General features: G+C 32.5%; 25 protein-coding genes. 20 read left to right on the forward strand and 5 right to left on the reverse strand.

Going from position 1 to position 25,536, the window contains the following annotated elements; genetic code table 11:
* The first annotated feature begins 55 nt into the window (after positions 1-55).
* The 14 genes from ACZ2G2_RS04215 to ACZ2G2_RS04280 all read left to right on the forward strand — a co-directional run bounded on the left by ACZ2G2_RS04215 (position 56) and on the right by ACZ2G2_RS04280 (position 12,283).
* Entirely contained in the window at positions 56-970 is a 915-nt protein-coding gene (locus ACZ2G2_RS04215; RefSeq protein WP_272021742.1) for a bifunctional riboflavin kinase/FAD synthetase, read from the forward strand.
* Positions 960-2,279: an HTTM domain-containing protein gene (locus ACZ2G2_RS04220; protein ID WP_470394137.1), complete on the forward strand. Its 1,320-nt coding sequence runs from the start codon at positions 960-962 to the stop codon at positions 2,277-2,279. The genes ACZ2G2_RS04215 and ACZ2G2_RS04220 overlap by 11 nt, the downstream gene beginning before the upstream one ends.
* A 165-nt stretch (positions 2,280-2,444) precedes the next feature.
* Positions 2,445-3,722, forward strand: a complete 1,278-nt coding sequence (serS, locus tag ACZ2G2_RS04225; protein WP_470394138.1) for a serine--tRNA ligase — start codon at positions 2,445-2,447, stop codon at positions 3,720-3,722.
* Between the two features lie 331 nt (positions 3,723-4,053).
* Positions 4,054-5,838, forward strand: coding sequence for a tetratricopeptide repeat protein (locus ACZ2G2_RS04230; protein WP_470394140.1), 1,785 nt, complete (start codon positions 4,054-4,056; stop codon positions 5,836-5,838).
* A gap of 8 nt (positions 5,839-5,846) precedes the next feature.
* Positions 5,847-6,362, forward strand: coding sequence for a GNAT family N-acetyltransferase (locus ACZ2G2_RS04235; protein WP_470394141.1), 516 nt, complete (start codon positions 5,847-5,849; stop codon positions 6,360-6,362).
* A gap of 41 nt (positions 6,363-6,403) precedes the next feature.
* Positions 6,404-6,727: a DUF4286 family protein gene (locus tag ACZ2G2_RS04240; protein WP_090838210.1), complete on the forward strand. Its 324-nt coding sequence runs from the start codon at positions 6,404-6,406 to the stop codon at positions 6,725-6,727.
* Positions 6,728-6,757: 30 nt separating this feature from the next.
* Positions 6,758-7,555, forward strand: a complete 798-nt coding sequence (gene rsmA, locus ACZ2G2_RS04245) for a 16S rRNA (adenine(1518)-N(6)/adenine(1519)-N(6))-dimethyltransferase RsmA (RefSeq protein ID WP_090838212.1) — start codon at positions 6,758-6,760, stop codon at positions 7,553-7,555.
* Positions 7,556-7,559: 4 nt separating this feature from the next.
* The gene (mgtE, locus tag ACZ2G2_RS04250; protein ID WP_470394143.1) at positions 7,560-8,933 is read left to right on the forward strand and encodes a magnesium transporter; all 1,374 of its coding nucleotides are present in this window, start codon (positions 7,560-7,562) and stop codon (positions 8,931-8,933) included.
* Positions 8,934-9,053: 120 nt separating this feature from the next.
* Positions 9,054-9,419: a cupin domain-containing protein gene (locus ACZ2G2_RS04255; protein WP_470394145.1), complete on the forward strand. Its 366-nt coding sequence runs from the start codon at positions 9,054-9,056 to the stop codon at positions 9,417-9,419.
* Positions 9,420-9,438: 19 nt separating this feature from the next.
* Positions 9,439-10,377 carry a 2-hydroxyacid dehydrogenase gene (locus ACZ2G2_RS04260; protein WP_470394147.1) on the forward strand — a complete coding sequence of 313 codons (939 nt, stop codon included), beginning with the start codon at positions 9,439-9,441 and terminating at the stop codon, positions 10,375-10,377.
* 25 nt (positions 10,378-10,402) lie between these two features.
* A complete protein-coding gene (locus ACZ2G2_RS04265; RefSeq protein WP_470394148.1) occupies positions 10,403-10,825 on the forward strand; it encodes a DUF1801 domain-containing protein in 423 nt (140 codons plus the stop codon).
* Between the two features lie 35 nt (positions 10,826-10,860).
* Positions 10,861-11,250 carry a VOC family protein gene (locus ACZ2G2_RS04270; RefSeq protein WP_101204173.1) on the forward strand — a complete coding sequence of 130 codons (390 nt, stop codon included), beginning with the start codon at positions 10,861-10,863 and terminating at the stop codon, positions 11,248-11,250.
* A gap of 49 nt (positions 11,251-11,299) precedes the next feature.
* Positions 11,300-11,842 carry a hypothetical protein gene (locus ACZ2G2_RS04275; protein ID WP_470394150.1) on the forward strand — a complete coding sequence of 181 codons (543 nt, stop codon included), beginning with the start codon at positions 11,300-11,302 and terminating at the stop codon, positions 11,840-11,842.
* 114 nt (positions 11,843-11,956) lie between these two features.
* Positions 11,957-12,283, forward strand: a complete 327-nt coding sequence (locus ACZ2G2_RS04280; RefSeq protein ID WP_470394152.1) for an ArsR/SmtB family transcription factor — start codon at positions 11,957-11,959, stop codon at positions 12,281-12,283.
* Positions 12,284-12,367: 84 nt separating this feature from the next.
* On the opposite strand, the gene ACZ2G2_RS04285 is transcribed toward ACZ2G2_RS04280, so the two are convergent.
* Genes ACZ2G2_RS04285 through ACZ2G2_RS04300 form a run of 4 tightly spaced genes read right to left on the reverse strand, consistent with a single transcriptional unit; the run spans position 12,368 to position 17,065 of the window.
* Positions 12,368-13,444 carry a carboxypeptidase-like regulatory domain-containing protein gene (locus ACZ2G2_RS04285; RefSeq protein WP_470394153.1) on the reverse strand — a complete coding sequence of 359 codons (1,077 nt, stop codon included), beginning with the start codon at positions 13,442-13,444 and terminating at the stop codon, positions 12,368-12,370.
* Between the two features lie 28 nt (positions 13,445-13,472).
* Complete coding sequence (locus tag ACZ2G2_RS04290) at positions 13,473-15,290, reverse strand: GNAT family N-acyltransferase (protein ID WP_090838229.1); 1,818 nt, start codon at positions 15,288-15,290, stop codon at positions 13,473-13,475.
* A gap of 44 nt (positions 15,291-15,334) precedes the next feature.
* Positions 15,335-16,585 (reverse strand): aspartate kinase, encoded by a 1,251-nt coding sequence (locus tag ACZ2G2_RS04295; protein ID WP_470394155.1) that lies wholly within the window; start codon positions 16,583-16,585, stop codon positions 15,335-15,337.
* Positions 16,586-17,065 (reverse strand): GNAT family N-acetyltransferase, encoded by a 480-nt coding sequence (locus ACZ2G2_RS04300; protein ID WP_101204178.1) that lies wholly within the window; start codon positions 17,063-17,065, stop codon positions 16,586-16,588.
* 119 nt (positions 17,066-17,184) lie between these two features.
* On the opposite strand from ACZ2G2_RS04300, the gene fbp reads away from it, so the two are divergent.
* From fbp to ACZ2G2_RS04325, 5 genes are read left to right on the forward strand one after another with little or no spacing between them, the layout of a single operon-like run.
* Positions 17,185-18,192, forward strand: coding sequence for a class 1 fructose-bisphosphatase (gene fbp, locus ACZ2G2_RS04305; protein WP_090838237.1), 1,008 nt, complete (start codon positions 17,185-17,187; stop codon positions 18,190-18,192).
* A 49-nt stretch (positions 18,193-18,241) separates the two neighbouring features.
* Positions 18,242-18,598, forward strand: a complete 357-nt coding sequence (locus ACZ2G2_RS04310) for a fructose 1,6-bisphosphatase (protein WP_090838239.1) — start codon at positions 18,242-18,244, stop codon at positions 18,596-18,598.
* A gap of 15 nt (positions 18,599-18,613) precedes the next feature.
* The gene (locus ACZ2G2_RS04315) at positions 18,614-19,432 is read left to right on the forward strand and encodes a cell envelope biogenesis protein OmpA (protein ID WP_470394157.1); all 819 of its coding nucleotides are present in this window, start codon (positions 18,614-18,616) and stop codon (positions 19,430-19,432) included.
* Positions 19,419-19,925, forward strand: coding sequence for a Rab family GTPase (locus ACZ2G2_RS04320; RefSeq protein WP_470394159.1), 507 nt, complete (start codon positions 19,419-19,421; stop codon positions 19,923-19,925). Before ACZ2G2_RS04315 ends, ACZ2G2_RS04320 begins: the two co-directional genes overlap by 14 nt.
* On the forward strand, positions 19,925-21,448 hold the full coding sequence (locus tag ACZ2G2_RS04325; RefSeq protein ID WP_470394160.1) for an ATP-binding protein: 1,524 nt from the start codon (positions 19,925-19,927) through the stop codon (positions 21,446-21,448). Before ACZ2G2_RS04320 ends, ACZ2G2_RS04325 begins: the two co-directional genes overlap by 1 nt.
* A gap of 54 nt (positions 21,449-21,502) precedes the next feature.
* On the opposite strand, the gene ACZ2G2_RS04330 is transcribed toward ACZ2G2_RS04325, so the two are convergent.
* The gene (locus ACZ2G2_RS04330) at positions 21,503-21,934 is read right to left on the reverse strand and encodes a tellurite resistance TerB family protein (RefSeq protein WP_470394162.1); all 432 of its coding nucleotides are present in this window, start codon (positions 21,932-21,934) and stop codon (positions 21,503-21,505) included.
* Positions 21,935-22,196: 262 nt separating this feature from the next.
* Here ACZ2G2_RS04330 and mfd point away from each other — a divergent pair, with 262 nt between their 5' ends.
* Positions 22,197-25,535 carry a transcription-repair coupling factor gene (gene mfd / locus ACZ2G2_RS04335; protein ID WP_470394164.1) on the forward strand — a complete coding sequence of 1,113 codons (3,339 nt, stop codon included), beginning with the start codon at positions 22,197-22,199 and terminating at the stop codon, positions 25,533-25,535.
* The last annotated feature ends 1 nt before the right edge of the window (position 25,536 follow it).

Raw genomic sequence — 25,536 nt, forward strand, 5'->3', positions numbered from 1 at the left:
GCCAATTGATTTTATTCAATTGGCTTTTTTACTTTTGTAGAATAACAATTACACATTGAAAACAAATCAAAAGCAACATACAGTACTAACTATTGGCACATTTGACGGTGTACATATAGGCCATCAAAAGATCATTAAAAGATTAGTTGAAGTTGCTAACATAAAAGATTTACAACCCTCACTACTAACGTTTTTTCCGCATCCTAGAATGGTGCTGCAAAAAGACGCTAACATTAAGTTAATTAATACAATAAGCGAAAAAGAGCAACTTTTAAAACGTTTTGGTATTACTAACCTAGTGGTTAAAAAGTTTACAAAAGACTTCTCTAGATTAACCGCTGAAGTTTATGTAGAAGATATATTGGTAAATCAACTAAAATCTAAATATGTAATTATTGGTTATGACCATCATTTTGGTCGTAACAGAAACGCAAATATTGAAGATTTAAAACAATTTGGAACGCAATTTAACTTTGAAGTTGAAGAAATTTCAATGCAAGACATTAATGATGTCGCCATATCCTCTACAAAAATTAGAAGCGCATTACTCGAAGGAGATATAAAAACAGCCAACACTTACTTAGGGTATAATTTTATGCTAACCGGAACCATAATAAAAGGTAAAGGTTTAGGGAAAACAATCCACTACCCTACTGCTAATTTAAATATAGAAGAGTCCTACAAACTAATACCAAAACAAGGTGTTTATGTAGTCAAAGCTTTAATTGACGACAAAACTGAATTTGGTATGATGAATATTGGTAATAATCCAACAGTAAATGGTCAGTCAGAAACTATCGAGACACACTTTTTTAATTATGACCAATCGCTTTATGGCAAAAAACTAAGCATCGAATTATTGGAGCGTCTTAGAGACGAACAAAAGTTCGAAAATTTAGAAGAACTAACCAAACAACTAGATTTAGATAAGATTAAGGCAAAAGCCTTTTTAAGCCAATATGCTAAATAGATTTCTTTTTAAACAAATTGATAATAGTGCATTAATAGTTTTCAGAATTATTTTTGGACTACTTTGTTTTCTAGAATCTGTTGGCGCCATATTTACGGGCTGGGTCAAATACACTTTAATAGATCCAAAATTCACGTTTAACTTTATAGGTTTAGGTTTTTTACAGCCATTACCGGGTAATTGGATGTATGCCTACTACTTTATAATGGGTGTTTTTGGACTACTAATAATGGTAGGTTACAAATATAGACTTAGTATAATTGCTTTTACACTTATGTGGACAAGCACCTATCTAATGCAAAAAGCATCTTATAACAATCATTATTATTTACTATGTCTATTAAGCATTATAATGTGCTGTCTTCCTGCTAACAAATACGCGTCTATAGATGTCAAACTAAAGCCTAGCATAAAACAAATAAGTATGCCTAGTTGGTGCAAATGGATTTTTGTAATACAGCTTTTTATAATGTACACTTACGCTGCTATTGCTAAGATATATCCAGACTGGCTTAATTTAACCGTACCAGCACAATTAATGAAAGGTAAAATGGACTACCCAATTATTGGCAGTCTTTTACAACACCAATTTTTCACTTATCTAGTTGGTTACGGTGGTATATTATATGATGGGTTAATTATCCCGCTACTACTTTATAAATCTACACGAAAATTTGCTTTTTGGGGTTCAATATTTTTTCATTTATTTAACTCAATAGTCTTTGGCGTTGGTATTTTTCCATACTTAGCACTGGCCTTTTCATTGTTCTTTTTTAACTCAGAGACAATCAAAAATATCTTTTTAAAAAGAAAACAATACTACAATCAAGCAGAAATCAAAATACTAAACTACAAACCGTATTTAGTTACATTAGCAACTATTTACTTTGTGATTCAAATACTACTACCAATTAGACATCATTTTATTGAAGATAACGTGTTATGGACAGAGGAAGGACATAGATTATCTTGGCGCATGATGCTAAGATCAAAATCTGGCTATGCTAATTTTAAAGTGGTGGATAAAGACACAAAAAAAACAACCATTGTAAACCTAAACAACTACCTTTCTAAAAAGCAAAAACGTATGATTGCCACCAAACCCGATGTTATCTGGCAATTTGCACAGCATTTAAAACAGGATTATAAAAGCAAAGGTCAAGATATTGAGGTTTATGTAACTGCCAAAACTAGTGTAAATGGCAGACCGTTTAAAACACTAATTAATCCTAAGGTTGACATGGCAAATGCCCGTTGGGAAGTCTTTAAACACAACAATTGGATATTACCGTCTCAATTAGATAAATAATTTATTTTAAAGCAACCAAAATCTTATTACTTTTACAGCTTAAAGTTGTAGTCAATAGACTGCGTTAAGGATTGAAGTGGCATCCTTTTTTTTGCTGCCATAAATGGCAAAAAAAAGATATAACGGAAAGCCTGACCTTTAGGTAACGCCAAAAAACAAAAAAACATGTTACAAGTACCATTTATTAGAGAAAACAAAGACTTAGTAATCAATAGACTTGCAGTCAGAAATATTGATGCTACTGCAATGATTGAAGAGGTGATAAATTTAGATGAAGCCCGTCGTGCTTTGCAAACTAAATTGGATGCAATACTAGCAGAATCCAATGTTATCTCTAAAGAAATTGGTATTTTATATAAATCCGGTCAAGCCGAAAAAGCAAATGCTTTAAAAAGTAAAACAGCTGATTTTAAGGAAGAATCTAAGGAATTAAACGACCAGTTAACAACGACTGCCGAAGCTTTAAACCAAGCACTTTACAAAATACCAAATATCCCACATGCGTCTGTACCTAAGGGTAACAGCGAGGACGATAACGAAGAAGTGTTTTCTGAAGGTGAGATCCCTAAATTACATGATGGCGCATTACCACACTGGGAGTTAGCTAAAAAATATGACATTATAGATTTTGAGTTAGGTACCAAAATTGCTGGTGCAGGTTTTCCTGTTTACAAAGGTAAAGGCGCTAGATTACAACGTGCTTTAATTGCTTACTTTTTAGACAAAAATACCGCTGCGGGTTACCAAGAGGTGCAAGTGCCACATTTAGTTAATGAAGCATCAGCCTTTGCTACTGGTCAATTACCAGATAAAGATGGACAAATGTATCACGCAACTAATGTTACGCCTAGTTTATATTTAATTCCGACGGGAGAAGTACCGGCTACAAACATTTTTAGAAATGACTTAATAGACGAAAAAGACCTACCTAAATGTTTGACAACATACACACCGTGCTTTAGAGTAGAAGCTGGTAGTTATGGTGCACACGTGCGTGGATTAAATCGTTTACATCAATTTGATAAAGTAGAAATTTTACGAGTAGAACATCCTGACAATTCTTACAAAGCATTAGACGGTATGGTTGATCATGTTAAAGCAATACTTAACGAACTAAAATTACCTTTCAGAATATTAAGACTTTGTGGTGGTGATACTGGGTTTACGTCTGCTTTAACTTTTGACTTTGAAGTATTTTCTACAGCGCAAGACCGTTGGTTAGAAATCTCAAGTGTTTCAAATTTTGAAACCTTCCAAGCTAACCGTTTAAAACTGCGATTTAAAAACAGTGATGGTAAAAACGAACTGGCACACACTTTAAACGGAAGTTCTCTTGCGTTACCTAGAGTATTAGCTGGAATCTTAGAAAATTATCAAACGGAAGATGGAATAAAAATCCCTGAAGTATTAATCCCGTACACTGGTTTTGAATACATTAACTAAAGATAAAGTAAGATTAAGATTACTTTTGTGTTAAAAAAAACCGATGAAAGGTTAAAACAAGCGTTGTTACGTTAGTTTTAACCTTTTTTCTTTTGTCTTTAGCTAAAAATAACTTTTCTTTGATTGACATGAGACTAGTTAACACAACTAGAAAACAATAAAAAAATTAAATTACATAGATAAATACCAATCAAAGTAATTGAATCTTATATTGAATATATATGATTAATAGCACATTTATGAGATTGGCTTAATGCCTGAACACTGTTCGGGCATTTTTTTTGCATAATATTTACAATGACTGACTTTGGTATTTGTTATATTTACAATCATGATTATTAAACGCGTACTAATACTATTACTATTAACACTCTCCTTTGCAGCTAACGCTCAGGAAGATCTTGTTGCGCGTGAGTATTTTAATACTGGTGAATTTGAAAAAGCTTTAATCAGCTATAAAAAATTATACACTAAAAACAGTAGAAACACCAATTACCTAATACAGATAATAAAAATAGAGCAACAATTAGAGCTTTATAAAGATGCTGAAAACAGATTACTTGACGCCATTCAAACCAAAGCTCAGCCTGACCTAATAGTGCATTTAGGATATAACTATCAATTACAAAACGATACTATAAATGCTAACATCTATTACAAACAAGCCTTAGCAACTTTGGATGAAAATCCAAATAATGTGTACCGCGTAGGACCTACTTTCCAGAAACTATCCCTTTTAGATAATGCTATTACAGCATACAACAAAGCTTCAGCATTAAAACCAACATTAAACTTTAATATGCAATTAGCGCGTATTTATGGAGAGCAAGGTGATGTTGAGAAAATGTTTACTAGTTACATTAATCTTATTGAGGATAGTGACAACTATCAAAACACGATAAAACGGAATGTTAGCGAGTTTATATCCGAGGATGGTAACAGTGAGAATAACATTTTTCTAAGAAAAATTCTATTAAAAAAAAGTCAGCAATCTCAAGATCTAATCTGGAATGAGATGCTAAGTTGGTTATTTATCCAACAAAAAGACTACAATAAAGCTTTTGTCCAAGAAAAAGCCATTTATAAAAGAGAGTTAGAAAGCTTAAGCCGTTTGGTAGAATTAGGTCTAATTGCGCAAACGCAGAAACAATATGATGTCGCTTTGGACGTCTTCAATTTTATTATTGAAAGCACACAAAACAATGGTATGAAGTTAGCGGGACACTTAAAAGTCCTAGACATACAAACACAAATTGCGGTTTCTAAAGATTATCCAGCAATTAAAGACAGCTATGTTTTAATCTTAGAGACTTATGGCAAAACACCACAAACCTTAGAACTACAGATTAATTACGCTCATTTTTTAGCCTTTTATTTAAATCAAAAGGAAGACGCTATTAAATTATTAAAAGACACTTTAAAATACAATATTTCAGAATTAGACTTAGCATCAGTAAAACTAGAACTAGGTGACATCTTAGTATTAGAAGAAAAATTTAACCAAGCTTTAATATATTACACACAGATTGAGCGTAACTTAAAAAATAGTACAGTTGCACAAGAAGCAAGATTTAGAATAGCAAAAGCTAGTTATTATAAAGGTGACTTTAAATGGGCAGAATCTCAGCTAAAAATACTAAAATCGTCTACCTCTCAACTAACAGCTAATGATGCTTTAGATTTAAAACTACTAATTAGTGATAACAGAGCGGAGGATTCTTTACAAATTGCTTTAACCAAATATGCTAAAGCAGACTTACTGGCTTATCAAAATAAAAACGACGACGCTATTAACTTACTAGACACTATTCTAGAAGCACATAAAACGGAAGTTATTATACCACAGACCTTGCTAAAACAAGCAGCCTTGTTTGAGGCAAAAAAGGACTATCAAAAAGCAAAAACAAATTACCAACGCATAATTGCAGATTTTAAGGACAGTATTTTAATGGATAACGCCTTATATAATCTAGCGGAACTATTAGTTAATCATTTAGCACAACCAGAGGAAGCTAAAAAATTATACGAAACCATATTGTTTGAACACGCAGATAGTATTTATGCTGTTGAGGCTAGAAAAAAATTTAGAGCACTACGCGGCGATGCTATAAACTAACTACTATTATGATCGTAGCAGAAACAGAACGTCTTATTATAACTAAATTTACAGTAGACGATGCACCGTTTTTTATGGACTTAATTAACACCCCAAAGTTTAAAAAATTTATTGGCGATCGTAAAATTAACACAATACTAAAAGCACAACAAAGAATAAAAGAAGGGCATTTAAAAAATTATGCCGAGTTAGGCTATGGATTGTACAAACTGTTACTAAAATCAGAAAACAACATACCTATTGGAACATGCGGACTAACTAAAAGAGAACATTTAGAGTTACCTGATCTTGGATTTGCAATGCTACCGGAATTTGAAGGCAAAGGGTTTGGGTTAGAATCCTCTAAAGCCATTTTAAAATTAGCAACGGAAACATTTAAAATCAAAAAAATTGGCGCAATAACGGCTCCAAATAACGTTGCATCCATAAAACTGATAGAAAAATTAGGTTTAACCTACGAAAAAAAGGTAAAACCCTTTGAGGACGACCAAGAACTTATGTTATTTGCAAAAACTTTACGCTAATAGCTATTTCTGCTTAAGCAGAAATCCTTTAAATCTAAAAAATGTACATATACAACGTCACAGTAAATATAGATGATAGCGCTCATGACGAGTGGTTAATCTGGATCAAACAACACATTCCAACAGTTTTAGCAACTGGTAAGTTTGAAAAAGCAACCTTAACAAAAGTACTTGTTGACGAGGAAATGGGTGGACAAACCTATTCTATTCAGTATAAATCATATTCTAGAGAAGCTTTAGATGCGTATTATAAAGAAGACGCAGATGCGCTTAGAAATGAAGGATTAAAAAAGTTTGCAGACAAAATGTTAGCCTTTAGAACAGAGCTTCAAATTGTGGACGAGTATTCGGTAACGTTTAAATAATTCAGCTTAAGCTGAAAAACAACCTATTTTATGGCACATCAAAAACATAACAATCATCAAGTTAAAGCAAAAAAATTCTTAGGGCAACACTTTTTGGAAGACGAAAGTATTGCAGAAGCTATTGCGGATTCCTTAACTTTAAATGGTTATAAAAACGTCTTAGAGATTGGACCAGGAATGGGTGTTTTAACCAAATACTTACTAAAAAAACCAATTACAACTTACGTTATTGAGATAGATAGAGACAGTGTAGAATACCTGCAAAACAACTATCTTAATTTAGCGCCTAGAATTATAGAGCAAGATTTTTTAAAATACGATTTAAGCACAACTTTTAGTGAAGAGCCATTAGCTATAATTGGAAATTTCCCATACAATATCTCGACACAAATTGTATTTAAAACATTAGAGCTTCGTGACCAAATTCCAGAATTTTCAGGAATGTTTCAAAAAGAAGTTGCACAACGTATTTGCTCTAAAGAAGGTAGTAAGGTTTACGGTATTTTATCCGTGTTAACCCAAGCCTTTTATGATGCAGAGTATTTATTTACTGTACCGCCAACCGTATTTAATCCACCGCCAAGAGTAGAGTCTGGCGTACTGCGTTTAATTAGAAAAGCAGATTACAGTTTACCATGTGACGAAAAACTATTTTTCAGAGTTGTAAAACAAGCATTTCAACAACGTCGTAAAACCATGCGTAACAGTTTAAAAACAATGGAATTGTCTGATAGTCTAAAAGCAAACCCTATCTTTGACAAGCGACCAGAACAAATTAGCGTTGCACAATTTTTAGAGTTAACAAGCCTTATCGAAAACGACAAATAATTAGTTGGTGGAAGACAATCAAAACATACAATTTCAGCTTACAGATGCCCTTATAGAGCAGGTAGAGTTGCTTATCGAACAAAAAGACGATATAGCACTTAAACTACTTTTAGAAGAGTTTCACTACGCCGATATTGCCGAAATTTTAGACGAAGTAAATCTAGAAGAAGCAATGTATGTTATAAAACTTCTAGACTCTGAGACCACGTCCGATGTCCTAATGGAATTGGATGAGGATAATCGTGAAAAGGTTTTAAAAAATCTTTCTGCTAAAGAGATTGCAGAAGAAATTGAAGAACTTGATACCGATGATGCTGCAGATATTATTGCGGAGCTTCCAGAAGCGCGTCAAGCAGAGGTTATATCTCAAATAGAAGATCAAGAACACAAAGCCGAAATTCAAGAATTACTAGCCTATGACGAGGATACCGCTGGTGGATTGATGGCAAAAGAACTAGTAAAAGTATACGAGACTTGGACCGTTGCCGGTTGTTTACGTCGTATACGTGGACAAGCACAGCACGTTAGTCGCGTCCACTCTATTTACGTCGTAGACAAGCAAGAAAAACTATTAGGACGTCTATCCTTAAAAGATTTACTAACTGCAAAAAGCGAACAAAAAATAGCAGAACTATCTAACTCCAACGTAGACTATGTTTACGTAGAAGAAGATGTTGAAGAGGTCGCTAAAATCATGCAAAAGTATGATTTAGAAGCCATTCCAGTAGTAGATCAAAACAAGACTCTATTAGGACGTATTACCATTGATGATATTGTAGATGTTATCCGTGAAGAAGCCGACAAAGATTACCAAATGGCAGCAGGTATATCTCAGGATGTAGAGGCGGATGATAGCATCTTAAAACTTACAAAAGCAAGACTACCATGGTTACTTATTGGTATGTTTGGTGGACTTGGTGCTGCAAGTATTATTGAAGGTTTTAATGGCTCCATGGGCGAGTTTATTATACTACTAAGTTTTGTACCATTAATACAAGCAACAGCAGGTAACGTAGGGGTACAATCCTCTGCAATTGTAGTACAAGGACTTGCAAATAACAGTATAGATGGCAACATTATAAAACGCCTTTTTAAAGAGGCTATATTAGGATTGGTAAATGGTGTAGCTATAGCACTTGTTGCAATAGTAGTTACTCATTTTGTATTTAAAACGCCCTATTTAATATCCATAACTATAGCAATAGCTTTAATTGCGGTAATAATAATGGCTGCTTTAATTGGTACTTTTATCCCTATATTTTTAGACAAAAGAGGTATCGATCCAGCAGTAGCAACAGGACCATTTATTACAACAAGTAATGATGTTTTTGGAATATTATTATACTTTCTAATTGCAAAATCCATCTTAGGTTTTTAATATCATTTGGGCGTTACCTAAAGGTCGTGCCATCCATTATATCTTTTTTTTGCCATTTATGGCAGCAAAAAAAAGGATGCCATTTCTACCACTAACGCTTAAAAACACTACTTTTAAGCTATGAAAACATTAGACATTAATCAAAAACTATCTAAGTTTACAGATAACTGGCAACCACATCAAATTGCTATAGTAGATAATATGCAAGTCTTACTAGCTAAACTTAAAGGCGAATTTGTATGGCATAGTCATGATAATGAAGACGAACTTTTTCAAGTAATTAAAGGCACATTATACATGCAATTTAGAAACCGTACAGAAGTAGTCCATCCTGGTCAAATTATTGTGGTACCAAAAGGAGTAGAACATAACCCTTGTACAAAAAATAACGAAGAGGTTCACGTCTTACTATTCGAAAAACTAAGTACCGCACATACCGGAACAGTAAAACACGAATTAACACAAACCACTTACCCTAAAATTTAAACAACACTTATATTTCAAAATGAAAATACTTCATCTAGACGCCAATCACCCATTACTTATAGAGCAACTTAACGCATTAGGTTATACTAATCATGAAGATTTTACATCGTCTAAAGACGTTATTCAGCAAAAAATAAATCAATACGATGGTTTTATAATCAGAAGCCGATTTAGTATCGATGCTTCATTTTTAGATGCTGCAACAAATCTAAAATTTATAGGACGTGTAGGTGCAGGATTAGAAAATATTGACTGCGACTATGCAGAGCGCAAGGGTGTAATACTAATAGCTGCACCGGAAGGTAATCGTAATGCAGTTGGAGAACACAGCTTAGCCATGCTCCTATCGCTATTTAACAAGCTAAATAAAGCAGATAAAGAGGTTAGAGAAGGCCAATGGTTACGCGAAGACAATAGAGGTCTAGAACTAGACGGTAAAACCGTTGGGCTAATTGGTTATGGTAACATGGGAAAAGCATTTGCTAAAAAACTACGCGGTTTTGATGTCACTGTTTTGTGTTACGATCTTAAATCAAATATGGGAGACAAAAATGCAACTCAAGTTAGCTTAGCAGAGCTTCAAGAAAAAGCAGATGTTTTAAGCTTACATACACCAGAAACAGCATCTACAATAAAAATGATCAATTCAGATTTAATAAAAGGGTTTGCAAAACCTTTCTGGCTTATCAATACCGCACGTGGTAAAAGTGTAGTAACCTCAGACTTAGTTTCTGCTTTAAAATCAGGACAAATATTAGGGGCTGGATTAGACGTTTTAGAATACGAAAAATCATCTTTCGAAAACTTATTTAGTGATAACAATATGCCAGAAGCCTTTAAATATCTTATTCAATCAGACCAAGTAATACTATCACCCCACGTGGCAGGTTGGACAATAGAAAGTAAAGAAAAATTAGCGCAAACTATTGTAGACAAAATCAAAGCAAAATTTTCTTAGTTTTATAACAACACAACTAACTAAAATGAGCACTCAAATAAATACTCCGGAAGACTATATAGCACAACTACCAGAAGAAAGAAAAACTGCTATTAGCAAACTACATAATCTAATACTAAAACACATGCCAAAAGGGCTTGAATCAGGTATGGGTTATGGTATGCTGGCGTATTTTGTACCAAAATCTATTTACCCAGCAGGTTACCATTGTAAACCATTTCCGGCTTTACCGTTTATAAACGTTGCCTCTCAAAAAAACTTTATTGCTATTTATCACTCTGGTTTATATGCAAACAAAGAACTATATAGCTGGTTTGTATCAGAATATCCAAAACACTGCAAATACAAAATAGATATGGGCAAAAGTTGTATCAGATTTAAAAAGATAGATGATATCCCTTATGATTTGATTACTCAATTACTAGGTAAAATGACTATTAAAGAGTAGATCACAATTTATGAATCTACATTAAATTTAAAAAAATGAAAAAACGCGTCACAGGAATAGGAGGTCTATTTTTTAAAACAAAAGATCCTAAAGCCTCAAAAGATTGGTATAAAAAACACTTAGGGTTTAATACAGACGATTACGGATCTACCTTTTGGTGGAAAGATAAAGAAGGAAACGACTGTTCTACACAATGGAGTCCGTTTAAAGAGGACACTAAGCATTTTGAACCTTCAAAAAAAGAGTTCATGTTTAACTATCGTGTAGAGAATTTAGAAGAGTTAATAAAAGTCTTAAAAGAAGAAGGTGTTACTGTTCTAGGAGAAATTGAGGAATACAGCTATGGAAAATTTGGTTGGATACTAGACAACGATGGTAATAAAATAGAACTTTGGGAACCTATAGATAAAACATTTTTAGAATAATCATTTATTATTGTAATATATTAGCCATCAGAAAACTAACATAATAAACATGAGCGAAGACCATAAAAACATCGAAAGCGAAGCAGAAGAGACTATTAACAATATAGAAAACACTGTGGAAGATGCAACTAACGATGCAAAAGAAGCTAGTAATGAAACATTAGACGCTGCAAAAGAAAAAACGTCTGAAGTATTAGACAAAGCTGAAGCAAAATTTGACGATATCAAATCGGAAGCAAAAGAAACTTTTGAAAAAGCAAAAGCTAAGGCGACAGAGTTTATTAATGAAGATGCTAAAGAATTTATGGACGATGCTAAAGACAAAGCAAGCAAACTGGCTAAAGAAGCAGGAGATAAATTTGATGAGCTATCTGATGATGCCAAAGAGACTTACGATAAAGTAAAAGCAAAAGCGACTGAATTTATAAATGAAGACGCAAAAGAGCTTTTAGATGATGCCAAGGATAAAGCCTCTAAGTTTGCTGATGAAGCGGGAGATAAATTAGAAGACTTAGCAGAAGATGCTAAAGAAGTGATTGAAGAAACAACTAAAAAGACTAAAAACTTTTTTCAAAGATTATTTGGTAAATAATTTTAAATCAAAAATTTAAAACCAAAATCGGTATTGATTTTGGTTTTTTATGTATTTTTATCATTGTGATATTGCAATATCACGTTTTAATAATATTTAATTATACATATTACTATGGGGTTTTCAAAAAGACAATTGTTTAATACTTCTCAAAATCAAGTCGCAAGTTTCACTAAAGTTTTAGGGCATCCTGCTAGAATAGCAATGATACAGCATATAAGCGAAAACAAAGATTGTAATTGTAATGCACTAGTAGAAAAAACCGGGTTATCGCAACCAACCATATCTCAACATTTAGGTGAGATTAGAAAAATAGGGTTATTAAAACAAAAGGTAAAAGGTAAAAATCTTTTTTACTCGATAGATTTAGACCAATTAAACGAATGCAGACGTGTAGTCAATGACTTTTTTGTAAAGACTCAAGTAAATTGTAATAAATAAAAACTAGTTAAGGTTCTAATTAACAATTCAACAATTGAAGTCTGAATTGGAAGTTAAAACATTTCTTTAAAAATTAAATTCCTTTTAATCAAGAATATAATCTAACGGCAATGTGTCGCCCAGCCTTTCATCACTCATTCTACCTCCAAAAACAATACTATCAACAGGTGTATAATTCCCCATTAAATCAATCTTAAATGACTTTAAAAGTGGTTGAATAAAGGACAACTCTCTTTTTTTGTATTTAATATAAAAAGAATCATCTAAGGTGATTTCCTTTAAATTTTCATTTTCTATAAAGTCTACCATTATATGGTCTTCTACTTTAATTAGTCTTTCATTGCGATAAATTTGAAAATTCTCTTTTACCAACCTTCCTTCTGAAAGCGATCTCAAAAAATGCAAACTAGAACCTTCATAAGCCCTTAATCTTCTCTTTAAAATTTTCTTATCGCACTCTTGAATATCCTTAAAAAAAGCAATCCCATTAAAAAAAACAGATTTGACTATATAACCAGAATTAGGTTCTTCTCTATTTCTATTCACAATATCGTCCCTTGTCAAAACTTCAGTTTTCAATACATTTCGTTTAATATCTTCTTTCACAAAATTGATAGTAAAGTCTTGTAAATCATATTCAATTAAATAATTAAGTCTTCTGTTTTCAATTATGATGGGTTCTGAAGTACTTGCTACTAACTCCATACTACTCTCTATAAACCTAAGTCTTATACCGTCCTCATTAAGAATTACACAAGACTTTCCATTTAATGTTTTTCCTAAAAATTGATCTTTAAAATATTTTAATTTAGCTTTTCTCGTCCATTTATCTTTTGAATAAATCACAACTTCTTCTAAAGAACTAACTTCTTCCTCCAATTCAATATTATAAACAATTCCCGGTTTATAACTTTGTAAATAAAATTTCTCATAACCTAAATAAGAAACAATCAAAGGTGTCTTCAAATTTTTATTGTAAGGTATTTCAAATTCTCCTTTTACATTTGTTAAAACTCCTATCGTCGTATTATTAAAATAAACTTCAACACTTTCTAAAGGGCTACTTGTTTCTTGAGAAGTTACAATTCCTTTTAATACTTGGGCTTGAACAAAACTAAATGACAAACTAAAAACTAAAAACACAAGGATTATCTTTTTCATAAAGCACTACGTTAAATTACATAAAAGCCTACTCATTCTGATCAGAAATCTTACGCTCTAACTCTGCTTGAAACTCTTCCATAACAGGTCTTACTGTACTTTCTGGAAGGTCTTCAATTTTGATATACATTAAACCGTCAACCGCATTATTAAATAATGGATCTACATTAAAAGCAACTAGACGTGCATTTTGTTTGATATATTTTTTAAGCAACACTGGCAATCTTAAAGCACCCGGTTCAATCTCGTCAATAATCTTATCAAACTTATTTAAATCAGCTTCAGTTGCATCAAAAACAAAGTCTTTATCGGCATCCTTAAGCTTAACCTTAAATTCTTTTTTAGGATGTACATATTGTGCAACATAAGGATCGTAGTAATGAGATTTCATAAACTCAATCATTAATGACTTAGAGAATTCTGAAAATTGATTACTAATACTTACCCCACCAATTAAATACTTATGCTCGGGATGGCGCAATGTTGTATGCACAATACCTTTCCAAAGTAAAAATAAAGGCATTGGTTTTTGTTGGTATTCTTTGATAATAAATGCACGACCCATCTCAATAGACTCGCTCATCATTTTATATAACTCAGGTTCAAAACCAAATAAATCTTGTAAATAAAACCCGTTTATGCCATAATTAGCAAATATTTGAGAACCTAATCCCATTCTATAAGCTCCAGCTAAAACATTAGCTTCACTATCCCATAAAAATAAATGATGGTAATAATTATCAAATTCGTCTAAATCTATTGGTTCATTAGTTCCTTCTCCAACCTCTCTAAATGTGATTTCTCTCAAACGTCCAATCTCACGTAAAAGATTAGGCATAGCTGCGGCTGTAGATAAAAAGACTTCGTAATTTTTACTAGTCAATAATTTACAGTCTTGTTCACGCAATGCATCCACTTCTTTAATAATGGCTTCCTGACTAACCGGAGTTACAATTTGCTTTGGCGCTTTTACAGATTTTGGCGCTTTTAAACTGGAAGAAATAGTATCTATAATCTTTTCTTTAGGTTGAAAAGCATTTGACAACATGTATGTTTTTCTTCTAATAAATTCTGAAAAATCAGATAACGATTCATGTTCTGCTTGGTCTTTAATAGAAATAGGTTTCCCTATTCTAACCTTAATGACTCTACGTTTTTGAGTAAATAATTCTGATGGTAATTTGGCAGTTCTAAAAATGTCACTAATCTTAGATAATTTATAAAATAACTTACTATTCTGAGCGTGAAAATATATAGGTACAACCGGTACATTCGCTTTTTTTACCAATTTCATAGCCGCTTCTTCCCAAGGTTTGTCGACAACTAATTTACCATCTCTGTAAGTAGATACTTCACCTGCAGGAAAAATACCTAAAGGATGTCCATCTCTTAAATGAGAAATAGCACTTTTAAATCCAGCCAAACTTGATTTAACGTCTTTTCTATCTTCAAAAGGGTTAACAGGCATTATATATGGCTTCATCGGCTCTATACGATGTAATAAGAAATTAGCAATAATTTTAAAATCTTCTCTTTGTTCAAGCATTAATTTTAAAAGCAAAATACCATCAATCCCACCTAATGGATGATTAGAAACAGTAATATAAGCACCATCTTTTGGTAAACGTTTTAAATCTTCTTCAGGAATTTCGAATTTAATTTGAAACTCATCCAAAATACCATCCAAAAACTCTATATCTGACAAATGCTTGTTGCGATTATAGACATTATTTAAGCTGGAAATTTTCAATACTTTCATTAGTATCCAACCAACAAATGTCCCTAAAAACCCGTATTTACTAAGGTTTATAGCGCTCGAAACTTCTTTTGCTGTGACTAATCCCATTTAATTTTTATCATATTTGAATTTACAAATGTAATTCATTAGATTTATTTTGTTACTATTTGTAATGTCTCTTGGAACATTTGTTTTAATAAAACAGTCTTTCCTGCCTCTAAATCAATAACCGATTTTTCATTGTAATGTCTTATGGTATATAGAGATACACCCGTATTACACGTCACTTTAAACTTTGCTTTTAAATGCAATAATAAATGCTCTAAATTATTGTAATTATTATCAAAACAGACAGAAAAACTAATCGCCGAGTTCTGAATAACGCTAACCTTCATTTTATATTTGGATAGAAGGTTAAAAATTTCACTAATATTATCCTCTACTATGTAGGAAAAATCCAGTGTTGAAAGCGATAGTAGCACTTGGTTTTGCTTGACAATAAAACACGGTACTAAAGGTATAACCCCTTCCGTTTTATTAACTACTGTTCCTGGCGCTTTTGGATTTAAAAACGACTTAACATATAATGGTATTTCTTTACGTTGTAATGGTTGTAAAGTTTTAGGATGTATGACTGATGCGCCATAAAAGGCTAACTCAATCGCTTCCGTATAAGATATAGAATTAAGCAGTTGGGTCTGCTTAAAATGTCTTGGATCAGCATTTAAAACACCAGGCACATCTTTCCAGATAGTAACATCATTTGCATTTAAACAGTAAGCTAAAATCGCTGCAGTGTAATCACTACCTTCTCTTCCTAAAGTTGTTGTAAAATTATTTTTATCACTTCCTAAAAAACCTTGCGTCACATTTAACTTTTTAGAATCTATGTTTTTAGAGACCAATTGTTGTGTGGTTTCCCAATTTACATTGGCATTTCTATAATAATCATCTGTTTTAATAACTTGGCGTACATCTACCCAATTATTATCTATTTGTATTAAAGACAAATACTGACTAATAATGGTTGTTGACAACAATTCTCCAAATCCAATAACTTGATCGTAAACAAAGTTATAATCAGGAGACTTATTAGTATTCAAAAAGTTTTTAAGTTCGTCAATTAAATCACTTGTAACTTTAAAAACAGGATGATTTGTGTTTTCAAAAAGGGCAAGCATAATGGTATTATGATAATCTACCACGTCCTGAATAGCACTTTGCACTTCTCTTTTATCATTAAAATAACAACCAACCACAAGCTCTAATGCGTTTGTTGTTTTACCCATTGCAGATACTACAATAATCGTGTTAGCATGACCAACTTGCTCTAATACTGCTATTAGATTTTTAACCCCATTAGCATCTTTTACAGAAGCACCACCAAATTTAAATACCCTCATTTATATGTTATCGATGTAGTTTTTTATACTTGTTTCATCCATTTGGACTAAATACCAATCTTTTAATAGTGTTGCGCCTTTACTTTCATAAAATTTTATTGCTGGGGCATTCCAATCTAAAACTTCCCAACAAATACGTTTAACACCCAAACTGTAACCATATTTAATAACTTCGTTTAATAACAGCGTGCCTAATCCACTACCTCTGTGTGCATCACTAACAATTAAATCTTCTAAATGCACCGTTTGGCCTTTCCATGTAGAAAAACGAATATAAATTAATGCTATTGCAACTATTTTACTTTCTTTTTCTGCCACAAAACAAGTGAATAATGGCTTGTCTCCAAAACCATATTTTAACAAATCTGCTTCTGTTACAATAACCGCATCAGGCTCTTTTTCAAAAACAGCAAGCTCTTGTATTAAGCCTAAAATAGCACTGACATCTCTTTTTTCTGCAAAACGAATAGTATACTCCATAAATCATTAATTTACTCAAATATACTTTAAGAAAATTTCTTAAACCAAAATTTGATAGACTACAACGTTATAATTGTTAAAAAATGCGATATTTGTACAAATAAACACAACTACTACCCATGTCTAAGAAAAATCAAACTTTAGGAGAATTTATTATTGAAAACCAAGCGTCTTTCAAATTTACTTCTGGAGAATTATCTCGTTTAATAAATTCTATTCGTTTAGCTGCCAAGGTTGTAAACCATGAAGTTAACAAAGCTGGTCTAGTTGATATAATTGGTGCAGCAGGAGACACAAACATCCAAGGTGAAGATCAACAAAAACTGGATGTTTATGCCAACGATAAATTTATACAAACACTTACAAATCGTAACATTGTGTGCGGTATTGCAAGTGAAGAAGAGGATGATTTTATTACAATTAACAGTCAAGATGACAACAACCAAAATAAATATATTGTATTAATTGATCCATTAGATGGGTCTTCTAATATTGATGTAAACGTTTCAGTTGGTACAATTTTTTCTATTTATAGACGTGTTACTCCAGTAGGAACACCTGTAACTATCGAAGACTTTTTACAACCAGGTAACCAACAAGTAGCAGCAGGTTATGTTGTGTACGGAACATCAACAATGTTAGTTTATACTACTGGACATGGCGTTAATGGATTTACACTAAACCCAGCAATTGGTACATTTTACTTATCACATCCAGACATGGAGTTTCCAGAAGACGGAAACATTTATTCTGTAAACGAAGGTAACTACACACATTTTCCACAAGGCGTAAAAAATTACATCAAATATTGCCAAATGGAAGAAAACGACAGGCCATATACTTCAAGGTATATTGGATCTCTAGTTTCAGATTTTCATAGAAATATGATTAAAGGTGGTATTTATATGTATCCTAAAAGTTCAAAAAATCAAGACGGAAAACTACGTTTACTTTACGAGTGTAATCCTATGGCCTACCTTGCAGAACAAGCAAACGGGAAAGCTAGTGATGGTTTTAAACGCATCATGGATATTGAGCCTTCAGAACTGCATCAAAGAGTGCCTTTTTTCTGCGGAAGCAAAAATATGGTCCTGAAAGCAGAAGAATTCATGCAAAACACTGATTAAATGCTATTATGTCTATTTTTTTGCTACTTTTGATACTTAAATTATCCTAATGGCAAAAACAGACAAATTTAAGGACGAAACCATGCAATCATCTACAGAAGCAACTTCAAAAATAGATGCAATCAAGCAACTTATTTTTGGTGAAAACATGCAAGCTTACGATAGTGAGTTTGAAACACTAAAAAAAGACATTCTTACTAAGAAGCAAGAATTAGAAGCATTAATGGACGACGTAAAGTCTGAGTTATTACAAAACATTGACAATCTTAGCACTGATATTAATATCAGAATTACAGAATTAGAGAATAGTTTTGAAGATAAAGCAGATGCGTTAAACGAAAAAAAGGTTGACCGAAAACTATTGGGTGAACTTTTTACCAAATTAGGCGAAAAAATAAGTCAATAAAATCTTGATTTACGCATGAATCAAGACGATAAATTAAAAATACTTAGAGACATCTTGCTTAAAGATGAGCACGAGTACGCTTCAGGATTAGAAGATAAGATTAAAGCGCTTGAAGAATTAATCACTGAACATAGTAATTTATCAAAACATATTGACCCCATTCTTGAGCAAAAACTAAAACAGTTTGTAAAAGAAATGCCCTCAACATTAGGACCTACAATTACAGAAGCACTTAAAGAAGAAATAAAAACCTCTCAAGACGCAGTAGTTGAAGCATTATATCCAATTATGGGTAAAATGATTAAAAAATATGTGCAGAAAGAGATTCAAATACTTTCAGAAAACATAAACAAAAGTTTAAGCAGCACCTTTTCTTTTAAAGGGTTTATGCGAAAGTTTAGGTCTAAAAAATCAGGTGTATCAGAAGGCGACTTATTGATTCAAGATCAATTTAAGTCAAAAATCGAACAAATAATGGTTATTGAAAGCGGTTCTGGATTAATAGTTTCAGAATATTCAAAAACCGAAAACATAGATCAAGATACCGTTGCTGGTATGCTAACAGCTATTAAAAGTTTTGCAGAAGATGCGTTTACTACAGACGTCCAAAATTTGGAATATATAGAGTATGAAAACTACCATATACATTTACAAAACTTCTCAAAGTATTACATTGCAGTAGCTATTTCTGGAGCATTTACTGCTACTTACAGAAGCAAGCTTGAAGACAAACTTCTTGACTTTGCTCAGAATATAATAAACAAAACAGATTTAAACGATAGTGAGGTTTTCAGCACTAAACTAAAAGATTACTTTGACAATGAAAATATCTAAAAAAATAGTTTTAATAGGTCACTTTGGTGTAGGTAAATCTTCATTAATTAGACGATTTGTAGAAGACACCTTTAGTGAAGACTACAAAGTAACCATTGGTGTACACGTCTTAAAAAAAGAAGTAAATCTTCCAAAAACTAACGATGACATCACACTAGTAATTTGGGATTTAGAAGGTAATGACGACATTACTAATACCAGAGCATCTTACCTTATGGGTACTAATGGTTTTATTTATGTTTTTGACATGACTAGACCAGCTACGTATGAGAAGTTAGAGTTTGATCTAGATTACATTAAGGATCGCTACCCAAAAATACCATTACGTGTTATTGGAAACAAGAAAGATTTAGTTACAAACGACTTTATTAAACAAAACAAGGATGTTTTTGGACGTTTTGTCGATTTTTACACAAGTGCCAAGTCAGGGAAAAATGTTGAAGATGTTTTTTCTAATTTAGCGCAAGCTTTAATTAAAGACGCCACTAAATAATGTTAGAAAAATATAAAAAAGAATACTCGCAATCTGTAAATCAATATATAATTGTTGATTTAGACGGAACCGTAAAAGAATCTGACGATATCATTTTCGCTGATTTAGTTGGTCAAAACATAGCTACAGTACATCCGTTTTTTGAAAGTGTACACAGTGCATTACAAGATATAGATCAAACACACGTCTTTTCTTGTATACATTTAACCAATCCAAATAATGAGACAATAATAACAGATATTATTGTTAAAACATTTGATGGAAAACAATTACCAATGATTGTCATTTTAGACTTGACAATACATTATAATAATTACCAAACTACAGCTCAAGTAAGAAATGAGTCCGTTATAAACTCGCAAATACTAGAGTTAAAAAACAATTATCTACAAGAAAAAGAAGCCTTTAAAAACGCATTTATTGCTAATTTTAGTCATGAGTTAAGAGACCCATTAACAGGTATACTAACCTTTTCTGATATACTAAAAAAGACTAACTTAAATGTAGAGCAACTTAATTACCTAAAAGTAATAGACTCCTCTTCTAACTATTTAAAACAATTAATAGAAGATATATTAGACATCTCTAAAATTGAAGCAGGACGGCTAGAATTAGTAATTAATCCTTTTAATTTAAGAGAGCTACTAGAAGATATAGAAAAAGTATTTAAAGTAAAAGCACAACAAAAAGGAATAGAATTAATAACTAATTTTAACGACAACCTTCCTGCAGTAGTGGGTGGTGATACGCTACGACTAAGACAAGTACTAAGTAACCTGTTAGAAAACGCTATTAAATTTACAGAAGTAGGAACCGTTACTTTTAATGTATCACTTAACCAAATAAGAGCACAAAAAGCAAACGTTCATTTTCAGATAAAAGATACCGGAATTGGTATGGAAAAAGATCATCTAGAAGATATCTTTACTAGTTTTTCTCAAATTAACAGTAGTCAAGTACATAATAAAGGGGCAGGTTTAGGATTAGCTATCTCAAAACATTTAGTAAGCCTATCGCATAGTGTGATTAATGTAGACTCTACACCCGGAGAAGGTAGTACGTTTTCCACTAACATTAATTTTAAGTTAGACTTTAACTACAAAATTAAAAAGAAAAAGAAAGAAACCGTTTCAAAACCAAAATCTGACAAAAAATACAGCATCTTATTAGTAGAAGATTCTGAAATCACACAATTATCAATTCTTAAAATACTAGCCTCCAAAGGTAATTACTTCTTAGACATAGTAACTAGAGGAGAAGACGTGATACCAAGAATAGAAAGCTCTGAATTTGATTTAGTATTAATGGATATTAAATTACCAAATAGTTATGGTGACGAGATCACTAAACTAATTAGAAAAATGCCAGAACGCGAGCATAAAAAAGTGCCCGTAATAGCCTTAACCGCTAGAGTTTTTAAAGATGATTTAAAACGTTATAAAAAAGCCGGTATTAATGATGTCATTAAAAAACCATTTGACGAAGAAGCCCTAATGTCAAAAATTGAAGAATACTTAAAATAAAAAAAAGCGAACTGAAAAGTTCGCTTTTTTTTATAACTATAAAACAGAATCTTATTATCTGTTCATTGTTTTAATCTCATCCGTAAAAGTATCTAAATCAACACCTTCATGCACCAACTCTAACGCTTTATGCGTCACATACTGTGCATTACCAGATTTAAATCCTAAACCAACACACAAACGCTCTAAAATAGCAGTTTGCTTTGGTCCTTCAATATGATCAGCCCAAACCATTCTTGACAAATCATATAAACGTTCTAAACGCTGATCGTAAGATGTTGGAGGGTTAATTGGGTGCTCTTTATAGTCAACCAATATCTGCTTATATTCTTCTTCGCTAATATCTAAATTACGGGCTAAACGATCTAAAAACGCTTTCTCAGCCTCACTAATCACACCATCACTCATGGCTACACGTACAATTGCAGCAAAATGATCCTCATTACGCTTTTTAAACCCACTATCGAATAAATCTGAAAATGACATACTTTTATGTTTAATTTTAGACTGCAAATATAGTTAAACCGCACACCTTTTAAAATTAAAAGTTTCTTTTTTTGGGCGTTTATTTTGCACCTTTTTATTAGGTGCAAAAAACCAGGCTCTCGTGGCTCGCTCTCTGCGAGGAGCTCAGACAGACCACTCCATCCTTAACGCGTTAACTAATATAGACGTATAAAAGTTAAAATTTTCAAATCTAAAAGCTATTAATTTATGCAATGCTTATATTTGCACAAACTAAAGTTAAGTGAGTAAAACCTTAATCTCGCAGACCTATTTACAGTCTTTGCAATTGCAAAAACTGCAAACTGCTATATCCCAAACCCAAAGTAAAACGCATTTAAAAGGATTAGTAGGCTCTTCCCTATCCTACATAATCACTCAAACTTTTAAAAATACACAACTCCCGTTTTTACTTATTTTTAATGATAAAGAGGAAGCCGCATTTTACCTAAACGATCTAGAACAGCTAATTAACAAAACAGACGTCCTGTTTTACCCAGGTAGTTACCGTAGACCTTATCAAATAGAAGAAACGGATAATGCCAATGTATTACTACGTGCAGAAGTACTAAACAGAATCAACTCGCGCAAAAAACCTGCTATAATTGTAACCTATCCTGATGCCTTATTTGAAAAAGTAGTCACCAGAAAAGAGTTAGAACGTAACACATTAAAAATAAATGTAAACGATAGCCTGTCTATAGACTTTGTAAACGAAATTCTTTTTGACTACAAATTTAAACGTGTCGATTTTGTAACAGAACCTGGCGAGTTTTCTGTACGTGGAGGAATAGTAGATGTCTTTTCTTTTAGCCATGATGAGCCTTACCGTATAGAGTTTTTTGGAGACGAAGTTGATAGTATCAGGACTTTTGACGTAGAAACACAATTATCCACGGAGCAAATAAAAAAAATAAGCGTCATACCCAATGTCGCCAATAAGTTAATGGACGAGTCCAGACAAAGTTTTTTAAACTACATCGCTCAAAAAACAGTAGTCTTTGGTAAAAACTTTGATTTAACTTTTGATCGTGTAGACGACTTTTTTGACAAAGCCATTACAGCTTTTGTAAAACTTAATCAAGATATAAAACACGCTAAACCATCAGAGTTATTCTGTAATGCAGCAGAACTAAAAAAACAATTATTAGATTTTACAATAGTGGAATTTGGTTCGTATCCTGTTTTTAATCCAACAGAAACAATTGTACATAACACCTCGCCACAACCTACTTTTAATAAACAATTCAATTTATTAATAGACAATCTAAACAGTAATCATAATAACGATTACACCAATTATATCGCTTGCGTTAGTGAGCAGCAAGCCAAACGTTTTCATGACATCTTTGATGACGTAGATCAAAATGTACATTATCAAACGGTAACACTTTCATTATACCAAGGTTTTGTAGATCATGACAATAAAATTGTAGTCTATACAGATCATCAAATTTTTGAACGCTACCACAAGTTTCATGTTAAAAATGGTTATGCTAAAAAACAAGCCATTACTCTTAAAGATCTAACAAATTTAGATATTGGAGATTATGTTACACACATCGATCACGGAATAGGAAAATTTGGTGGACTTCAAAAAATAGATGTAGAAGGCAAAAAACAAGAAGCTATAAAATTAGTATACGGAGAACGCGACGTATTATATTTAAGCATCCATTCCTTGCACAAAATAACCAAATTTAATGGTAAAGATGGTAAACCGCCTAAAGTCTATAAATTAGGTAGTAAAGCATGGAAAGTACTTAAAGAAAAGACTAAATCTAGAGTAAAACACGTCGCATTTAATCTTATCAAACTATATGCTAAACGTAAACTAGAAAAAGGATATCAATATAAACCCGATAGCTATTTACAACACGAATTGGAAGCGTCATTCTTGTATGAAGACACACCTGATCAAATAACTGCAACTGCGGACATAAAAGTAGACATGGAGAGTGAGCGTCCAATGGACCGTCTTATTTGTGGGGATGTTGGTTTCGGAAAAACAGAAGTTGCCATACGTGCAGCCTTTAAAGCAGTAGATAATGGTAAACAAGTAGCCGTATTAGTACCTACAACCATTTTGGCATTTCAGCATCACAAAACATTTACAGAACGTTTAAAAGACCTTCCAGTAACTGTAGATTATGTCAACCGTTTTAGAACAGCTAAACAGAAAAAAGAAACTTTAGAAAAGCTAGAAAAAGGGCACGTTGATATTATTATCGGAACACACCAACTTGCAAGTAAAAATGTAAAATTCAAAGATTTAGGACTTTTAATTGTTGACGAAGAGCAAAAGTTTGGAGTCGCAGTAAAAGAAAAACTAAAAACATTAAAAGACAACGTAGACGTACTAACACTTACAGCAACACCAATACCTAGAACATTACAGTTTAGTTTAATGGCCGCAAGAGATTTATCCGTTATCACAACACCTCCGCCAAACCGTTACCCAATAGAAAGTAATGTTATACGATTTACAGAAGAAGCCATTAGAGATGCTGTAAGCTATGAGATTGAGCGTGGTGGACAAATCTTTTTTATTCATAATCGTATCGAGAACATAAAAGAAGTTGCCGGTATGATTCAACGTTTAGTGCCCGATGCCAAAATAGGTATTGGACATGGACAATTAGAAGGTAAAAAACTAGAAAGTTTAATGCTTGGTTTTATGGATGGAGAATTTGACGTTTTAGTTAGTACAACTATTATAGAAAGTGGATTGGATGTACCAAATGCAAATACCATTTTTATTAATAACGCCAATAATTTTGGGCTAAGTGATTTACACCAAATGCGTGGACGTGTTGGGCGTAGTAACAAAAAAGCCTTTTGTTATTTTATAACACCAGAATACTCGGCAATGACCGACGATGCCAGAAAACGTATCCAAGCTTTAGAACAATTTACAGAACTAGGTAGCGGTTTTAATATTGCCATGAAAGATTTAGAAATACGTGGTGCAGGAGATTTATTGGGAGGAGAACAAAGTGGATTTATAAACGAGATTGGTTTTGATACGTATCAAAAGATATTAAATGAAGCAATTGAAGAGCTTAAAGAAAATGAATTTAAAGATTTATATAACGAGCCTTTAGAAAACAAAGAATATGTAAAGGATATTACCATAGATACAGACTTTGAACTACTTTTCCCTGATGATTATGTAAATAACATCGCAGAACGTCTAAACCTTTACACGCAACTAAACAACTTTAAAACTGAGGCTGAATTAGCCGAATTTGAAAAGCAGCTTTTAGACCGTTTTGGAGAATTACCAATTCAGGTTATAGACTTAATTGATAGTGTCCGCATTAAATGGATCGCAACTAAATTAGGTATGGAAAAAGTAATAATGAAACAAGGCAAGTTAATTAGCTACTTTATAAATGACCAACAAAGTAGTTTTTACCAGAGTCCTAATTTTACTAAGCTTCTAAAATACGTGCAAACGCATCCAAAATCATGTAAAATGAAAGAGAAGCAGACTAGAAATGGTTTGCGATTATTACTTACCTTTGACAACATCAAATCTGTAAAAAAGGCATTAAATGCTTTAGAACCAATTTTGGAATAGT

It is taken from the genome of Olleya sp. KKT75 (assembly GCF_055635485.1).